The organism is Pseudomonas graminis (assembly GCF_013201545.1).
Lineage (GTDB): Bacteria > Pseudomonadota > Gammaproteobacteria > Pseudomonadales > Pseudomonadaceae > Aquipseudomonas.
In genome coordinates this window covers 3176900-3195034 of sequence record NZ_CP053746.1, presented here as the reverse complement: position 1 = coordinate 3195034, position 18135 = coordinate 3176900, and the positions used below count along the sequence as shown (strand labels likewise).

Genomic DNA, 18135 nt, shown 5'->3' with positions numbered 1-18135 from the left:
TGAATGGAGCGGATCTTACTGCCTAGGCAGTGAACACACAATGAAACAATATTTAAGGTGCACGAAATCGGACGAACGTGATTCGCCTGCTGACGCGGAGGCTTTGATGATGTGGGGATTTAACGCATTTAATGCGGATGAGAAGCTGTGGGAGTGAGGCTGCTCGCGAAGTGGTACGTACATCCGCTAGATATTCAGCGGATGTAACGCCGTCTTCGTGAGCAAGCTCACTCTCATCAAACAAAAAATAAGCCTTTGATTTTGTTGCACAATTCAAGAGGCCTTCACCAAGTCTAATCCCAGTTTTCGTGCCTTGCGCAGCAAGGCACGAAACTGCTTTTCTTTGCTCCGTTCTTCAAACGCTTCGATCCCCTGCTCAACATAGGGCTGGCCCTTGGTCAACATGGCGTAGATCAGCCGTGCAAGCTGATGAGCCGTGGCCTTGATCGCGCAACTGGTGTCCATCCGCGCCAGTCGGGCTCTATGGCTGGCGCCGATAAAGCTTTTATCGTTTCGCGCGTTGGACGCCGCTTGCTTGAGTGCCTGGGCTGCGTTGTTGAGGGTTTTCTGACTTTTACCCGACAGTGGGCGACCACCCGAAATCCGTGTCGGTGGTGCCACGCCCAGCCATGAGCAGAAATGCTCCATCGTGGGAAATCGGGACAGATCAGGTCCAATCTCACCGGCAATGACCAAGGCTGTATCGACGCCGATGGTCGGTATGGCGGTGAGATCAACGCCCATGACGCGCCAAAGTGACTGATGTAGGGCCGCCTGATCTGCTGCGCAGCGGTGAGGGCTACGCAGGATTTTTCGTGAGGGTTGCGGGGCTTCTTCGCGCTCGGGCAACTGACTCAGCGCGTCCGTAATTGCCTTGTCGCACGCGCCAATCTGCTGTTCAAAAAAGTCGTAGCACTGCACTTCTTGCTCAAGCGCATGTAGATGTTCCAGGCGCCAATTACCGTGCAGGCTGCGGGCGATGGTCTCTTTGCTGGCCTTGATACGCCGATCAGTCAACTCGGCCAGAGCAGCCGGATCGCGCTCGCCGGCAATAATTGCACGAAGGATTTTCATGCCGGTCACGCCCGAAATATCGCTAATGACGTTGGCGAGCTGAATGTTCATCTGGCTCAGCGCTTTTTGCATACGGTTCAATGTCTGGGCCTGATTGCGAACCTTGCCGGCTCGTTGGCGAATGAGCGCCCGCATGGAACAGATGGCATCGTCAGGGCGAAAGGCTCCGCGTAGCAGGCCATGGCTCATCAGTTGACATATCCACTGGCAATCGAGGACATCGGATTTACGACCGGAAATCTGCCGAGTTGCGCGTGAGTTGACCAGATAGACCTTGAAGCCTCGCGCATCAAGAAGCTCAAACAGTGGAATCCAGTAGACGCCGGTGGCTTCCATGGCCACGACCTCTATCTTCAGACTTTCAAGCCAGTCGGCCAGCTTGATGAGGTCGTCGGTGAAGGAGGAAAAGCTGCGTACCGATTGCTTGTGGTCACGATCAACGGCGACCCAATGCTCACGGCTGCCGATGTCGATACCGGCACAATGCGGATGGACCCGTTCAAAACGCTGTCTGGATTGCTTGCGCGCCATGCTAATTCCTCGCAGGATGATGGGCGCGCGGGGCACACGGTGGCGAAAGGGTTCACTCTCTCATACGTGGTCACGGCTAGCCGTGCCGACAAGGACTCTACGCCGATACCGTGCGGGCCACTCTCCCACGCGGGTGCTGTCACACCAATGTGAGTACCGGCCTCTGTCCCGCGCTCCTCAATCCTAGCAAAGCAAGAGCGGCTGCCCCTGACGGGGCAGCCGCTCTTCGCTTTTCAAGGTATTCGCATCACCACAGGAGATGAGTCGTGCACCCTGTTTGCTGCGCGACAGCGCGGCGCGTAGCGGCGGGACGGCTCCCACATGGACGTTGATTGCTGCCGACAGCGCGGCGCCTTAATAATGAGGAGACGCCTGAAATTACGCGTTAACCAAAGACGATTTAAAGCGCCGGCACGCCGCTGTGAAAGCGGAAATCTTCGTCCGGGCTCAGGATCAGCTCGCGCTCGGCCAGGCGGATTTCTTCGATTTTGGCGTCGACGTCCGCTTCAGTGCCGTAGGTGTAGGCGAGCTTCAGGTAATCCTGAAAATGCCGGGCTTCGGACTTGAGCAGGCTGGCGTAGAACTTCGACAGGTCTTCATCCAGATGCGGCACCAGCGCAGCGAAGCGTTCGCACGAGCGCGCTTCGACGATGGCGCCGACGATCAGCGCGTCGGTCAGTCGATAGGGGTTATGGGTGCGAACGAGTTTGCGCAGCGAACCGGCATAGCGCGCTGAACTGATGTTGGCCATCGGGATGTTGCGTTTCTTGATGATGCCGATCACTTGCTCGAAGTGCCGCAGCTCTTCGCGCGCCAGCCGCGACATCTTGGCCAGCAGATCGAACTTGTCGTTGTACTGGAACATGAATTGAAAGGCCGCACCGGCGGCTTTCTTTTCATTGTTGGCGTGATCAATCAGCAGGATATCCAGATTCTGCAAAGCAGCCTGAACCCAACTGTCGGGCGTGGGGCAAAGCAGGAAGGCGTCGATTTCTGGATAAATCTGCATGGGTTCACGGATGGCTGGCTGGGCAAGGCGCAGCATTATACGGAGCCTGACCGGCAGAGCCAGCCTGCGCAGATGAAAAGCGCAGGATTTACCGCGCAAGCGCGCGATTCACGGCGTTGTCAAACAGCGCCCATCGCATCCTTGAGGAAGCCCGGCGCGATGTAGCGTTCGTAGTGCGCCTCGGACAGCAGGAAGAATTCCCGATCAATGGCATCGCGCAGTTCAGGCAGCGACCAGTCGCGAAATTCCGGCAGCAGCACCATGCCGTAGGCGTCCAGTTGGTTGATCACCCGCGCGCCCCGCGCAATTAGCTGGTACGCCCAGCAATATTCCGACTGATGGGGGACGAAGCGGATCTTGCGCTGCTCCAGTTGCGCCCGAAGCCTGGCCGGATCGAAGACCTCGACTTTCCCCGCCATCACCTGCACCAGCAGCTGTTCCAGACGCAGCCAGACGGCGCGCTTTGCCTCTTCGTCGTAGCCGTTCCAGTGAATCACTTCGTGGTGGAAGCGCTTGCATCCCCGGCACACGAGGTCGCCGTAGACAGTGGAGCACAGGCCCACGCAGGGCGTTTTGATGATTTGATTGGGCATGACGGAGCAACACGGCGGCGAACGAAACAAGCCGGCATGTTAGCCCTTTGTCTAACGAGGTACACCCTTCAACCTGTAGGGGCTAACTTACCTTCAGCGGTTTTTTACCGTAGAATCACCGGGCCTTTTAAGGCGCCAATGTCCGTTGGAAGCTGTTTTCAAAGCGTCACGAGCACAGTCAGGGCTTTTTACGATGAGTCGGCCAGCCACCCGTCGCACAAAGCCCGCCCCGCAGTCCGGTCCGACGCGAGTTCGCTTGCGTCCCCCCCTCGACCGATCATGCAGGCGTAAAACTTTGAAAACAGCTTCTGTTGGAGATCGTCAGCTTCCTGCCAAGAAACTTTAAAAAGTTCGAGAGCGCCGATGCGGACCTTCTCTGGATGAGCGTCCCGGACACCCATTTGGGACCACTGATGAGGGTAATACTGTGCTTGAAGCCTACCGTAAACACATCGAAGAGCGTGCCGCCCAGGGTATCGTGCCCCAGCCGCTTAACGCCGAACAAACTGCAGGCCTGGTCGAGCTGCTGAAAAACCCACCGGCTGGCGAAGAAGCTTTCCTGCTTGACCTGATCACCAATCGCGTTCCACCAGGCGTTGACGAAGCTGCCTACGTCAAAGCCGGTTTCCTTTCTGCCCTGGCCAAGGGCGAAGTTCATTCCCCTCTGCTGGACAAGAAGCGCGCCGTCGAACTGCTCGGCACCATGCAGGGCGGCTACAACATCGTGACCATGGTTGACCTGCTGGACGATGCCGACCTGGCACCGGTCGCCGCAGAGCAACTGAAGCACACCCTGCTGATGTTCGACGCCTTCCACGACGTCGCTGAAAAAGCCAAGAATGGCAACGCTCACGCCCAAGGCGTGCTGCAGTCCTGGGCTGACGGCGAGTGGTTCCAGAAGCGCCCGACCCTGGCCGAGAAGATCAGCCTGCGCGTCTTCAAGGTCACCGGGGAAACCAACACCGACGACCTGTCCCCTGCCCCTGACGCCTGGTCCCGCCCGGACATCCCGCTGCACGCCCTGGCCATGCTGAAAATGGCTCGCGACGGCATCGTGCCTGACGTGCAAGGCTCCATCGGCCCGATGAAGCAGATCGAAGACATGCGCAGCCAGGGCTTCCCTATCGCCTACGTCGGTGACGTGGTCGGTACCGGCTCCTCGCGTAAATCCGCCACCAACTCGGTGCTGTGGTTCTTCGGCGACGACATTCCGAACGTGCCGAACAAGCGCGCGGGCGGCTTCTGCTTCGGCAGCAAAATCGCTCCGATCTTCTACAACACCATGGAAGATGCCGGCGCCCTGCCGATCGAGTTCGACGTGTCGAACATCAACATGGGCGACGTGATCGACGTTTACCCGTATGCCGGCAAAGTCACCAAACACGGCACCGATGAAGTGCTGGCGACCTTCGAACTGAAGACGCCGGTGCTGCTCGACGAAGTCCGCGCCGGCGGCCGTATTCCGCTGATCATCGGCCGTGGCCTGACCGGCAAGGCGCGCGCCGAGCTGGGTCTGCCGCCTTCGACGCTGTTCAAGCTGCCTGACGTTCCGGTTGCCAGCACCAAGGGTTTCACCCTGGCGCAGAAGATGGTCGGCAAGGCCTGCGGCACCGACGGTATCCGCCCGGGCACTTACTGCGAGCCGAAGATGACCACCGTCGGTTCTCAGGACACCACCGGTCCCATGACCCGTGACGAACTGAAAGACCTGGCGTGCCTGGGCTTCTCGACCGATCTGGTGATGCAGTCGTTCTGCCACACCGCGGCGTACCCGAAGCCGATCGACGTCAAGACTCACCACACGCTGCCTGACTTCATCATGACCCGTGGCGGCGTATCGCTGCGTCCGGGCGACGGCATCATCCACAGCTGGCTGAACCGCATGCTGCTGCCGGACACCGTCGGTACCGGTGGCGACTCCCATACCCGTTTCCCGATCGGTATCTCGTTCCCGGCCGGTTCCGGTCTGGTCGCGTTCGCCGCTGCCACCGGCGTCATGCCGCTGGACATGCCGGAGTCGATCCTGGTTCGCTTCAAAGGCAAGCTGCAACCCGGCGTCACCCTGCGTGACCTGGTTCATGCGATTCCGTACTACGCCATTCAGAAAGGCCTGCTGACGGTCGAGAAGAAAGGCAAGAAGAACGCTTTCTCCGGTCGCATTCTGGAGATCGAAGGTCTGGAAACCCTGACCGTCGAACAGGCTTTCGAACTGTCCGACGCTTCGGCCGAACGCTCTGCTGCCGGTTGCACCATCAAGCTGTCGAAAGAGTCGATCGCCGAGTACCTGAAGTCGAACATCACCCTGCTGCGCTGGATGATCGGCGAAGGCTACGGCGACCCGCGTACTCTGGAGCGTCGTGCTCAGGCCATGGAAGCCTGGGTGGCCAATCCAGAACTGCTGGAAGCCGATGCTGACGCGGAATACGCTGAAATCATCGAGATCGATCTGGCCGACGTGAAAGAGCCTGTGCTCTGCGCGCCGAACGATCCGGACGATGCCCGTCTGCTGTCGAGCGTAGCTGGCGAGAAGATCGACGAGGTGTTCATCGGTTCGTGCATGACCAACATTGGTCACTTCCGCGCTGCCGGCAAGTTGCTGGAGCAGGTGAAGGGTCAGTTGCCGACGCGTCTGTGGCTGTCGCCGCCGACGAAGATGGATGCCCATCAGTTGACCGAGGAAGGTTACTACGGCATTTACGGCAAGGCTGGCGCGCGCATGGAAATGCCGGGCTGCTCGCTGTGCATGGGTAACCAGGCACGTGTGGAGCCGAATTCGACGGTGGTGTCGACGTCGACCCGTAACTTCCCGAACCGTTTGGGTGATGGGGCGAACGTGTATCTGGCGTCGGCTGAGTTGGCGTCTGTGGCGTCGATTCTGGGTCGTCTGCCGACGGTCGAGGAGTACATGGAGTACGCGGGCAAGATCGACAGTATGGCTGCCGATGTTTACCGTTACTTGAGCTTCGATCAGATCGCGGAATTCCGTGAGGCTGCGGCGAACGCTAATATCCCGGTTGTTCAGGCTTAATAGCTGAGACCGTGTTGAGAAAACCCCGCTTCGGCGGGGTTTTTTGTTTTTAAGATCAAGGGCGTCTGCCTGGGGGCAGACTGTTTCGCCTTCGGCGACTTACTTTTGAAAAGCACCAAAAGTAAGCAAAAGTGCCTGCTCCTGGTTGGGTTCCTCCTTCGTCGGAATACCCTCACTTCGACGACGCTCCGTGGGCCCGCGCCGAACGGACATCCATGTCCTGACGGCGCTCTCGCCGCATCCATGCGGCTCGCCCCACTGCGCGCCGTCTGCGTTCGGCCTGCACCCAAGTCGCGTTTGGCGGTGACTGAGCTTTTTGCGTATGAAGATCAAAAGCGCAAAGCAGATCAAAAGCAGATCAAAAGCTTCCCGACTGAAGCCGGTCCGGATGACTGGACGCATTGCTGTTAGTGGGACCGGCTTCAGCCGGGAAGACGACCCTACTGACTGTATGCGTTGCTGTTAGTGGGACCGGCTTCAGCCGGGAAGGGGCCGGTGTGGGCGACGGCAATTTCACGGCCTGACACATTGATCGTTCCCACGCTCTGCGTGGGCATGCATCCAGTGACGCTCTGCGTCACAACGCACGCTGTCCACGCTGTTGGGCGCTGGTCGCCGTAGCCAGGTGCGCAATTGGCCCCTTAGACTGTCTCCCTCTTTCTGTTTTCAAAGGACGAATCCAGTGAATGTTGCTGTCGATCAAGTGGTGATCCATCGTTTTACCGACGCCCATATCGAGGGCGTGACTGCGTTGTATAACGACCCCGAGGTGTGTCGTCAGGTGCTTCAGATGCCGTATCAGTCCGCCGATGTCTGGCGCAAGCGGCTGGCGGGGGCGGACGACCGGTCTGTGAAGCTTGTCGCTTTGCATCAGGGTCAGGTGATCGGCAACATAGGTCTGGAGCAATACGCGCGCATTCGCCAGCGCCATGTCGGCGCGATCGGCATGGGCGTAGCGGCGGCGTGGCAGGGCAAAGGGGTGGGGTCGCGGCTGATGGCTGCCGTGCTGGAAGTCGCGGACAACTGGATGAACCTGCACCGGGTTGAACTGACGGTGTTCGCCGACAACGAAGCCGCCCTGGCGCTGTACCGCAAATTCGGCTTCGAAACCGAAGGCCGCCTGCGGGACTACGCCATACGCGACGGCGTCCTCGTCGACGCCATCAGCATGGCGCGATTGAAATAACGCTCAGCCCTTTGGAAGAGCGACGCAGAGCGTCCGGGAATGCATACCCACGCAGAGCGTAGGAACGATCAACAGCATTCGCGAGCAAGCTCGCTCCCACAGGGTGTCCGACCAGCAAAACTGCCAGCGTCCACACTGGCCTCTTCCCGGCTAAAGCCGGTCCCACTAAAAAACGCATGCATCCAGCGGGATGGGCGCCGACTGTAGGACCGGCTTTAGCCGGGAAGCTGTTGTTCTGCCTTGCTTTTGATCTTTCTACGCAAATAGTCCAGACACCGCAGAACGCGACTTGGGTGCAGGCTGAACGCAGGCAGACGCCCTTGACCCTGATCTCCCCACGCAAAAACAAAAAAGCCCCGCGTCTCTCAACGCGGGGCTTCCGATTACAAACGACTAAACCATCAAACCACAGCCGTCTGCCCACTCATTGCCAGATCCAGCAACTCACGGTTAGCGACCGCATACATCGCATAATCGTGACCACTCGCTGCACGCAACTCCACCAACATCGCGCGCCAGCGCTCGACCATCGGCAAATGCTGCTCCAGCCACAGATTCAAACGCTCCTCGACGTCCGCAGGACCATTCGCCATCTGCAACACAGACACTGTGATCGCCCGCTGCTGCCAATCGATATCATCGCGGAACGCCTCACGGGCCAGCGCCTGCCAATTGTTCTCCACCGGCAACGCACTGATCTGCTGCAGATACCACGTCACATCCAGCGAACTGCCCACCGCGAAATACACCTTCGCCACGTCCGCTGCATTCTGACCGGTCACGTCCGACGCCTCGATGATCGGCAACAGCGTGTACAGGTGACTCGTACCCGCCACCATCCGCGCCAGCAACTCCGGCACGCCGGCTGCCACGTACTCCTGATATCGCGTCTGCCAGACCTCACGGGTCGGGCCTTCCAGCAACTCGTCCAGCTTCAGACCCAGTGCCGCGATGTGCGGACCGAAGTGCGCCACGTCACGCGCCGCGTCCAGTTCGTTGCGACGGCTGCGCAGGAACCAGCGCGTCGCGCGACGGCCCAGACGCATCAGCTCATCCATCAACGCCAGCTGAATCTCGGCCGGGACCTTGTAGTCCAGCGCTTCGATCTGACGGAACCAGTGCGGGAGGTGGAAGATGTCACGCACGATCACGTAAGCACCGGCCACGTTGGCGGCGGTCATGCCCGTCGACTCTTTGAGTCGCTGCACGAACGTGATGCCCATGTGGTTGACCAGATCGTTGGCGATCTGAGTGCTGACGATTTCGCGCTTCAAACGGTGACGACGCATCGACTCGGAGAACTTCGCGCCCAGCGACGGCGGGAACGCGGTTTCCATGTCGCGGGCCAGGTAATCGTCGTCCGGAACGCGGGACTCCAGCAGCGCTTCCTTGAGGTCGATCTTGCTGTAGGAAATCAGCACCGACAGCTCGGCCCGGGTCAGGCCCTTCTTCTCGGAAATGCGCTCGGCCAGCTGATCTTCCGCCGGCAGGAACTCGATGGCGCGGTCCAGCTTGCCCCGCGCTTCCAGGTCGCTCATCAAGCGCTTGTACTCGGCGATGCGCTCGTAGGCACGGCGCTCCGCCAGGGACAGAGCCTGGGTCTGCTTGTAGTTGTTGCCGAGGACGAGATTGCCCACTTCGTCGGTCATGCTTTCGAGCAGCAGGTTGCGCTGCTTCTCGGTCATGTCGCCGGCCTGAACCACTTCGTTCAGCAGGATCTTGATGTTCACTTCGTGGTCGGAGCAGTCCACGCCACCGGCGTTGTCGATGAAGTCGGTGTTGGTAGCGCCGCCCATCAGGCCGAACTCGACACGGCCCAGTTGGGTCATGCCGAGGTTGCCGCCCTCGCCCACCACTTTGCAACGCAGCTGATTGCCGTTGACGCGCAGCGCGTCGTTGGCTTTGTCGCCGACGTCTGCATGGGATTCGGTGCTGGCCTTGACGTAGGTGCCGATGCCGCCGTTCCACAACAGATCCACCGGCGCCTTGAGCAGCGCGTGCATCAGTTCGGTCGGGGTCAGCTTGTCAGCGGTGATGTCAAAACGCGCTTTCATCTGCGGGGTGATCGCGATGCTTTTCGCGCTGCGCGGGTAGATACCGCCACCTGCGGACATCAGGCTGGTGTCGTAATCGGTCCACGCCGAACGCGGCAGGTCGAACAGACGCTGACGCTCGACGAAGCTGCTGGCCGGATCCGGATTAGGGTCGATGAAGATGTGCAGGTGGTTGAAGGCCGCCACCAGTTGCAGCTTGTCGGACATCAACAGGCCGTTACCGAACACGTCACCGGCCATGTCGCCGACGCCGATCACGCTGATGCTGTCCTGCTGCACGTTGATGCCGCGCTCGCGGAAGTGCCGCTGTACGCCGACCCACGCGCCCTTGGCGGTAATGCCCATTTTCTTGTGGTCGTAACCCGCCGAGCCGCCGGAAGCGAAGGCGTCGCCGAGCCAGAAGCCGTAATCGATGGCGATGCCGTTGGCGATGTCGGAGAAGGTCGCGGTGCCTTTGTCGGCGGCCACCACCAGGTACGGGTCATCGTCGTCGTGACGCACGACGTTGGCCGGCGGTACCAGCGCGCCTTCTTTCAGGTTGTCGGTGATGTCCAGCAGACCGGAAATGAAGAGGCGATAGCAGGCGATGGCTTCAGCCTGAATCTCGTCGCGGGTCCCGGTGGTCGGCAGACGACGGGGCAGGAAGCCGCCCTTGGCGCCGACCGGCACGATGACCGAGTTTTTAACCTGCTGGGCTTTGACCAGACCCAGCACTTCGGTGCGGAAGTCTTCTTCACGGTCGGACCAGCGCAGGCCGCCACGGGCTACGTTGCCGAAACGCAGGTGTACGCCTTCGACGCGCGGCGAGTAGACGAAGATTTCGAACTTCGGCACCGGCTTCGGCAGCTCGGGGATCAGGCGCGGGTTGAACTTGAAGCTGAAGTAGCTCTTGCTCTGACCGTTGGCGTCGCTCTGGTAGAAGTTGGTGCGCATGGTCGCCTTGATCAGGTCAAGGTAGCGACGCAGGATGCGGTCTTCGTTGAGCACTTGTACGCCGTCCAGCGCAGTCAGAATGGCTTGCTCCAGACGCTGCTGCATGTCGTCGAGGTCGCCGCCGCTGAGCTTGCGCGCCAGGTAGAAGCGGGTTTTGAACAGACGCGTCAGCTCGCGGGCGATGTCGGCGTGGTTGTTCAGCGTGCTGGCGATGTAACCCAGGTCGAAGCCCAGACGGATCTGTTTCAGGTAACGGGCGTAGGCCCGCAGCAACGCCACGTCGCGCCACGGCAAACCGGCCGTCAGCACCAGGCGGTTGAAGGCGTCGTTTTCGGCTTCGCCACGAACAATGTGGACGAAGGCGTCCTGCAACGTGTCGTTGAGCTGTTGCAGGTCCAGCTTCAGGCCTTCGCCGTAAGTGAACGCAAAATCGTGAATCCAGAATTCGCGGCCATTGGTGTGGCGCAGGCGATACGGGAATTCACCGAGCACGCGCAGGCCCAGATTCTCCAGAATCGGCAGAACGTCGGACAGCGCCAGCGGCGTGTCAGCGTGGTACAGCTTGCAGTGCAGCTGCGCCTTGTCGCCCGACAGCGGCTGATAGAAGCTCATCACCAGCGGATTGGCTTCGGACAGGCTCAGCACGTGTTGCATGTCGACCACGGCAGAGTGCGCGGCGAAACGCTCGCGGTAGCCTGCCGGAAAACCTTTCGGGAAGTCGGCCAGGACATTGGTGCCCTGGGCTTCGCCGAAGCTTTCGATGACCAGACTGGCGTAGTCGTCTTTCCACGAACGGCAGGCCTGAACGACTTCGTTTTCCAGCTGCTGCGGGTCGATGTCGAGGGTGACTTTCGGGTCCACCCGCAGGATCAGCTGCACGCGCGCCAGTACCGATTCGGAGAAGAAGGTCCAGAACTCGCAGTCGGTGGCTTTCAGGCGATCCATCAGCACTTGCTGGATCTTCTGACGGACTTCGGTGGAGTACACGTCGCGCGGCACGTAGGCCAGGCAGTAGCAGAAACGACCGTACGGGTCTTTGCGCAGGAACACGCGAATCTTGTTGCGCTCCTGGATCTGCACGATCGACATGACGGTGGTGAACAACTCGTCCACCGGGGTCTGGAACAGGTCGTCGCGCGGCAGCACTTCAACCACTTGCGCCAGTTCCTTGCCCAGGTGCGCCTTGGCGTCGAACCCGGAACGACGCTCGACTTCGGCGACCTTGCGGCGGATGTAGGGAATGGCGCGCACGCTTTCTCCGTACACCGACGAGGTGTACAGGCCCATGAAGCGCGACTCCTTGATGACTTTGCCGTCGGCGTCGATCTGGCGGATCGACACGTAGTCCGGGTACGCCGGGCGATGCACGCGGCTTGGGTGCGCGGCCTTGGCAAACGACAACAAGCTCGGCTCCTGCAGGTACTTCACTGCATAGCCTTCGATGTGCAGGTCTTCGGCGGTGAGCCCCGCGCGCAGCAGTTTGGTCAGGCCGAGGAAGGACGACGGGTCGTACTGGAGCTGACCGCCCTCGCCTTCGTCACTGACGGTGAATTCTTCGTAACCGAGGAAGGTGAAGTGGTTGTTCACCAGCCATTCGAGGAACACCTTGACCTCGGATTTCTCCTCGGGGTCAATGTTGTACTCGGTGGCGTCGATGCCGGCCAGCAGCTCGTGGAGCTTGGCTTTCATCGGCTCGAAGTCTTCCACCGCGACGCGGACTTCCCCCAGCACCTGCTCCAGTTCGCGGGCCAGCACGTTCAGCTCCGCAGCATTGGCGCAACGGTCGATCTCCAGGTACATCAACGATTCTTGCAGCACATCTTCGCCGCTGGTGCCTTTGGGCAGCAGTTCGACCAGTTGGCCACGGGCATCGCGTCGCACACTCAGTACGGTGGTTTGCAAGGTGTGGATGCTGTAGCCGCGGCGGTTGAGCTCGGTCCGCACCGAGTCCACCAGAAACGGCAGGTCGTGGTGCAGGACTTCCACGGCGGTGTGCGTGGATTGCCAGCCGTGGCGCTCGTAATCGGGGTTGTAGACCCGCACTTGCGGGCTGGAATGTTCAAAGCGCTCAAGCAAACGCCAGGCAGAAAGGGTACAGCCTGCCAGATCGGAGAGCCGACGCTGGGTCAGCTCGTCCAGGGAAATGATGCCGAAGAACTGCTCAGCGAACAGCGCCACTTGTGGCAGTGCCTGTTCACTGATGTGCTGGGCCAGTGCCGCTTGCAGTTGGTGCTGGAAGTCGGACTTGCTGGCTGCGGTGAAGAACGCCATCTTTGGTACTCCGCTTGGGCTTTTATATACGGTCTTAGGAGAGATGCGTGGTGCCGGGTCGAGTGTCGCGTTTACCGCTGCACGAGGATAGTCAGGAAAACGTGACTACGGGCAAAGCGTATCGCTTTGCTTAAGTACTAACGCTTGTCGTGTGTGCGCCGTCACATCTGGCCGACCCGAATGAACCGCGTACACCGTCGCCCAGGCAGGCTCGGCTGTACAGCGTTTCATCTGCTGCGCAGCTTAACGAGACCCGCTGCGCGCCTGCTTGCGATGCTGCGACATATTCGGACATCGGGTTGCTACGGAATGTTGCGAGAACGGCGGAGGCGCCACCTGACTCAGATGACAACCCAGACCCCGAAGGAGTGAGCTTGCTCGCGAAGCGGTGGTGGGCACCTTGAAGATGCGTTGACAGTACTGGCGCCATCGCGAGCAAGCTCACTCCTACAGGGATGGGCAGTCAGCGAGTGGGCAAATGTGCGCGAACACTGGCAAAATCCCGCTCAGCCCCCCGACACCCTCAAGGAATATCCCCATGCTCATGACCACCGACAGTTTCATCTACAACCCCTGTGACGAGGAGGAAGATGACATGGCGCTGGCGTGTTGCCATGGGTCAAACGGCGACCTGTTCATGCTGGCGCGCTTTCCGGACGAGGACGAAGTCGACATCACCTTCCGCGACGACACCATTCACGTCGACGAGCAGATCATCGTTACCTTCAGCGCCACCCGCCTGATGTTGGAGATTGACGCCGGGGACGCCATCCATCTGGGCGGAGATACGTCCTACGAAATCCTGCACAGCACGCCGGCCAGTGAGCTGGCCGATCTGGATGCAACGTTGCGAATCATCCTCAAGGATGTAGGGGCATACATCAGCGAAATCCGCTAGTGAGTGACCCGGTCGTGGCGTGCACCCGGCGGTGCGCGACGACTGGCCTCCCCTTCTTCGACCGACGCCACCAACGCCTCGACCTCATCACTGAACGCTTTTCCGCCGTCGAGCGCCATGTATCGCACATGCAAGATGACGTCGGTCAGCGTTGCAAGCATAGCCTGCTGACTCTCGGATTCATGGTTGGGGAAACTCAGCGTCCAGCTAGAGATGGCGCCCGTGCCTTCAAACGGGAAATAACGCTCATCGCCAAAGTCCAGCGTAGCCATGCCGTGGTCATCAACACCGCTGGAAAGACCAATCTGCTGATTGGATCGCGGGTTAAAGACGATCTGGTCCTGACGAATATCTTCGTCGCCTTCTGCCAGCTCCCCAGCCTGTTGATAAAGGTATTTCACATTGCCAATCTGCGGCTTCAACAGGTAGCTGCTGGACTGCTGGCTCAGCGTTGCATGAATGTCCTGATAGGGTTGGAGCACGACTGGCAATGACACCGATACCCGCACCAGTTGGCGCAAGTAATGGCCGGGGTAGTCCTTGTCGAATGTCGAGGACTTGAGCTGAAAATTGATTTCACCCTCGGCCCGCAGAGTCTCGACCACCGCGTCCCAACCCGTGGCAGCTGTCTGCGACGAGAAAGCAGCGCCTGGATCGTAATCCTGCAATAGCGCTTTGAGCGACACGGTTTTTGTCAGTTCAAGGCGCCGCTCATGACGACTCATATACGCCGACTCCATCTGCAGCAAGCCCAATTTAAGGGACTCGCCCGCTGTCAACCCGAAGCGGTTATCAGCCCAGGCGGTGGTCGAGATAAACCGCGTATCGCGGTCGCCGATTTCATACTGCCAACAGGCTTCGGTGCTCAAGCACATCGAGAGCACGGCGTCGTAGGCCTGGAAATACAGCGTCGACATCTGGCTCAACAACCATTGATACAGCCCAGCGCCGCAGGCCCGCCCTTTGATGAAGGCGTACATCGCTTGCGCCTGTTCCCGCGCTTTGGTGGCCTGTTCCAGACTGGTTGTGGCCGACTGCATGTTCACTTCCTGCGCCTGGATCTGCTGATCGAGTATTTCCAGCTCGAACTCAGCCTGTTTGGCCATGAACTGCCACTCGTCACGACGGCGATTTTGCATGTCAGTGGTCAGTTGTACCTGGGCCAGCTCCGACAATACTGCAGCGGCACTTTCGGCTAATTCCGCCGGGCCAAAAGCAGCGCCGCCCCAGTGCATGCCACCGGTGGCACCACCGAACAGGTTAGGTGCCAGGTTGGCGAAGTGTCCCGCGGCACCCAGCGCCCGGGCAGCAACGGTAGAGCCCATCGCAGCCATACGCTTGCCATGGGCAGATTTCTCCAGCGCGCTGACATCCTTGCGCACTAACGCGTCGTAATACGCCTTGCGCGCGGCGACACCGCGACGACTTGCTTGCAACGCGTCGCGGCTTTTGCCGGCCTCATCGATGGCATTTTGTTGCAGCCGCTCGGCAAAGGTCGCCAGATCATCGACGATCTGCCCCTGCTGCAGTTCATCCTGCTCGGCGCGGTCCCGGGATTCCATGTGGTTGAGCACTAGCTGGGCAAAACGGATCAACATTTCCACCGCGTATTGGGTGCGTGGCAGCATGGCGCGAAAACGATACGGCGGGATGATTGCCAGCGAGCCCAGGCGCCGCTGGCTCAGGCTCGAGCCGCTCAACTGCGCACGCAGCAGGTCCAGCGGATTCGCCGGGGCTTCGTACAGCGCCAATTGCATCGGCTTGCCATCCAGCGTCAGGTTGTTCCGCAGGTTGAACAGCCGTTGCTCCAGCTGGCTCCACAGGTCCAGCAACTGGCTGTTGACCGGCAGTCGGAAGGCCGGGAGATCAAGCAGACGCAGCCAGGGTGCGCCGTCGTCGCGCAGCGGGATCAAGTCACGCAGCGCGTCAAGCATGGACGACTCGAGCAAGGCAAAGGAACGCTTCTCCGGTTCCAGCACAGCAGACAGGGTCGCGGGCGTCCAGCGGCTGATACTGCGGCCCTTCGACAACGGGCCTAACAGGGAGCCTGCCCGAACGTACAGCAGCTTGGCCTCGTTGAGGGTGTCGCGGGTGACCTGGCGATACAGCATGTCGCCCCAGGTCATGAGGTTGTTCACGTAGAGCATGAATATCGCTTTGCGGTAGTGCGACGGCGCCCCTCGCGCGATGGCGTCAGGATTGCCCAAACCTTCCAGCTCGGGGTTGAAGCGATCAGGCAGGCCCAGCGGACGGCAACTCCAATAAGGCAACCAATCTGTCGTTGAAGGCGGCGGGTAAAGGGGAGCAACGCGCATTTGCGGATTGAACAGACGCTCCAGCCAGGCCTGCGCTTCTGAGTAGTCGAACTCCTGCTGTAAGCGCCAGGCGACCAAGTGCGAGACGTGAAAGAAAATCTCCCAGAAATAAAGGCCATTGGCGCCGTCGAAGTCCAGGTAAACCGGCGCGGTCTGGCCGGGTAATTCAGGTTCCACCGTGTGCTGGGTTTCCCAGGACAAAGCACTTTCCAGCGAGAAAGCAGCCTTGTGCGACAGTTCCTTGGCGAAAAGGGTGTTGAGGCGGATGGAAGCGGCGCTGGCATCGATGCCGATGGTGCTGAGATCAAGGTAATGCGCGCCAGCTGGGGTTGTCATGATCAGTGGAGCGGGGGTGGATACAGGCACCAGCTCCACCTTGAATGCGTTTGCGCCGAACCTCACGTCATCACCCAGTTTTTCACCCCACTGATACACACGATTATGGTCAAAACCCGTCGCCCATTCGTGATTGAGCAAGAGCGTCTTGGCAGCGCCATTTAAAACTAATTTCCCACCTCCTACCGATATATTAGGATTGAAGCGGCGGATAACCCACTCCATCTCCGCCGGTTGGTAATTAGGCTTGTAGTGAGCACAATCCAGTGGCCAGTCCATGCTATCGCTAATGTTGGCGATGAACTCACCGTCACTGCCCGTCAATTCAAACGCCTCTTGATCAAACTTAATAACTTTCTGTGCCTGCATATAACTGAAGTACTCGTCAGGGTGGTCCGCGAAGTCGGCTTCAGTAACGGTACAGAGCACCTCTCCAGCATAAATGAGTGATGCGCTTATAGGAGGAATCTCCAGGTGCTTGTCGATGAACCTGATCACGCTGAAGGTTAAATCGCCGATACCTGAGATGACGTCCACATGAAATCCATACCGCTGACTGTAGTCGATGGATTTACTATAAATAAAATCACTGTCTCGCTTTACATTGACTGCCTTATTGCAGAACCCTTGAAGGGTCCCGACTCCGTTTTTCCAATCGACGTGAAGTGTCAAGTTTTGATTGACCGCCAACTCTCCTCTCCCGAGTACAGTTCCCTCGCTTGTTTGATCCCACGTTATCGGCGCAATCGTATACCTGCTGGCCACATCGTCGAAGGCGAACTGAACCCGACGGCTGTCTACACCAAGCATTGCATCCATGCTCCCGGACAGATCAATGTTGACAGAATTTAAAAGACTGTCGCGTACCAGGTGAATATTGATATCAGGCTCGAATCCTTGTGAGACAAAGTGTACCGCTAACAGTCGGCGACCATCAGTGGCCCGGTCAGTGCCAACACCGAGTCGATAGCCTTTTGTAACAACACCCTCGGCACTCACCTCATTGGCGAGCAACTCATCCGGTGCCACGCCCGACTGAAGATGAATTGGCACACTCCAGCCATTATCAAGCCTTCGATATGCCAGCTTCAGATGATATTCGAACTCACCGGTGGTAGCCCCGGCATCGTCATACATCGCTTTCCCGCATTCAGCCCAGACCGCATATAACCGCCCATCCATCACAACCGGCCGACAATGTTTTATATGTGCACCCGAGACCGAGTCAATCGGCAACCACTGTGTCCAGCCCGCCATGGTCGGTTTGGTTGCATCGTCTCCCGGATATAAATGCGCCTTGCGCCAATAAAACCCAAACGGCTCGATGCTTTGCCGCCCTATAAAATAGTAATCGGCATCCAAAAACTTCGTGCTGTCCACATAACAACCGGTGATCTGCAGATTGCTGATCAGCTCGAATGCCTGCAGGTAGTTGCCCAACGCGCTTTGAACCGAATCCCGAGACAACCGGGCCTGGGCGATTTCTGATTCGAAGGTCTCGAACAGGGTCGTCTTGTCGAGTCGCAGCGTCGGGTCAAGATAGTTTTCGGGGTAATCCGCAAGCATCTGGTAGCCCGCCCACACGCTGTACTGCGACATGCCCTCGCGCCAGAGCGTCAGCGATTCGCGGGATGCATTGGCGTAGCCTGGCTCCATGCCATTGTAGATGGCATGAATATGTTGCTGGACGCTGGCAATGCTCTGCGCCACTCGACTGGTGTCCACCTGACCGGTGACCTGATTGTCGATCAGCAGATACTCGTATAGATCGTCTTGGGTCAGCGCCGGACTCAACGCCGCGTTTCCCTGGGGAGCGAGCTGGCCCAGGTAGTAGGCGACCAAAGCATCCCGTCGTTGTTCTTCCAGAACCCCAATAATTGCCTGGCTCATGGCCTTGCCCTCATCAT

At 59.2% G+C, this 18135-nt stretch carries 8 protein-coding genes; 3 read left to right on the top strand and 5 right to left on the bottom strand.

The annotated features are described in order from the left end of the window. Positions 1-273: 273 nt before the first annotated feature. The 3 genes from FX982_RS14245 to FX982_RS14235 all read right to left on the bottom strand — a co-directional run bounded on the left by FX982_RS14245 (position 274) and on the right by FX982_RS14235 (position 3207). Positions 274-1605, bottom strand: a complete 1332-nt coding sequence (locus tag FX982_RS14245; protein WP_172610219.1) for an IS110 family transposase — start codon at positions 1603-1605, stop codon at positions 274-276. A 400-nt stretch (positions 1606-2005) separates the two neighbouring features. Beyond that, on the bottom strand, positions 2006-2614 hold the full coding sequence (locus FX982_RS14240; protein WP_122624818.1) for a tRNA-(ms[2]io[6]A)-hydroxylase: 609 nt from the start codon (positions 2612-2614) through the stop codon (positions 2006-2008). A 119-nt stretch (positions 2615-2733) separates the two neighbouring features. Continuing rightward, on the bottom strand, positions 2734-3207 hold the full coding sequence (locus FX982_RS14235) for a DUF1289 domain-containing protein (protein ID WP_122537601.1): 474 nt from the start codon (positions 3205-3207) through the stop codon (positions 2734-2736). Between the two features lie 427 nt (positions 3208-3634). Between FX982_RS14235 and acnB the strand changes: the two genes are divergently transcribed. Further along, positions 3635-6235, top strand: a complete 2601-nt coding sequence (gene acnB, locus FX982_RS14230; protein WP_172611302.1) for a bifunctional aconitate hydratase 2/2-methylisocitrate dehydratase — start codon at positions 3635-3637, stop codon at positions 6233-6235. A 682-nt stretch (positions 6236-6917) separates the two neighbouring features. After that, positions 6918-7421: a GNAT family N-acetyltransferase gene (locus FX982_RS14225; protein WP_172611300.1), complete on the top strand. Its 504-nt coding sequence runs from the start codon at positions 6918-6920 to the stop codon at positions 7419-7421. A 401-nt stretch (positions 7422-7822) separates the two neighbouring features. Here the strand turns inward: FX982_RS14225 and FX982_RS14220 are convergent, their stop codons facing one another. Then, positions 7823-12679 carry an NAD-glutamate dehydrogenase gene (locus FX982_RS14220; RefSeq protein WP_172611299.1) on the bottom strand — a complete coding sequence of 1619 codons (4857 nt, stop codon included), beginning with the start codon at positions 12677-12679 and terminating at the stop codon, positions 7823-7825. A 538-nt stretch (positions 12680-13217) separates the two neighbouring features. Here FX982_RS14220 and FX982_RS14215 point away from each other — a divergent pair. Further along, positions 13218-13577 carry a hypothetical protein gene (locus FX982_RS14215; protein WP_172611297.1) on the top strand — a complete coding sequence of 120 codons (360 nt, stop codon included), beginning with the start codon at positions 13218-13220 and terminating at the stop codon, positions 13575-13577. Here FX982_RS14215 and FX982_RS14210 read toward each other — a convergent pair. Next, complete coding sequence (locus FX982_RS14210) at positions 13574-18118, bottom strand: neuraminidase-like domain-containing protein (RefSeq protein WP_172611296.1); 4545 nt, start codon at positions 18116-18118, stop codon at positions 13574-13576. The two genes, FX982_RS14215 and FX982_RS14210, sit on opposite strands and share 4 nt — an antisense overlap. Positions 18119-18135 lie beyond the last annotated feature (17 nt).

Bases quoted from the DNA above. Each gene is read 5' to 3' on its own strand.
- FX982_RS14245 (WP_172610219.1), bottom strand. From the start codon at position 1,605: ATGGCGCGCAAGCAATCCAGACAGCGTTTTGAACGGGTCCATCCGCAT.
- FX982_RS14240 (WP_122624818.1), bottom strand. From the start codon at position 2,614: ATGCAGATTTATCCAGAAATCGACGCCTTCCTGCTTTGCCCCACGCCC.
- FX982_RS14235 (WP_122537601.1), bottom strand. From the start codon at position 3,207: ATGCCCAATCAAATCATCAAAACGCCCTGCGTGGGCCTGTGCTCCACT.
- FX982_RS14220 (WP_172611299.1), bottom strand. From the start codon at position 12,679: ATGGCGTTCTTCACCGCAGCCAGCAAGTCCGACTTCCAGCACCAACTG.
- FX982_RS14215 (WP_172611297.1), top strand. From the start codon at position 13,218: ATGCTCATGACCACCGACAGTTTCATCTACAACCCCTGTGACGAGGAG.
- FX982_RS14210 (WP_172611296.1), bottom strand. From the start codon at position 18,118: ATGAGCCAGGCAATTATTGGGGTTCTGGAAGAACAACGACGGGATGCT.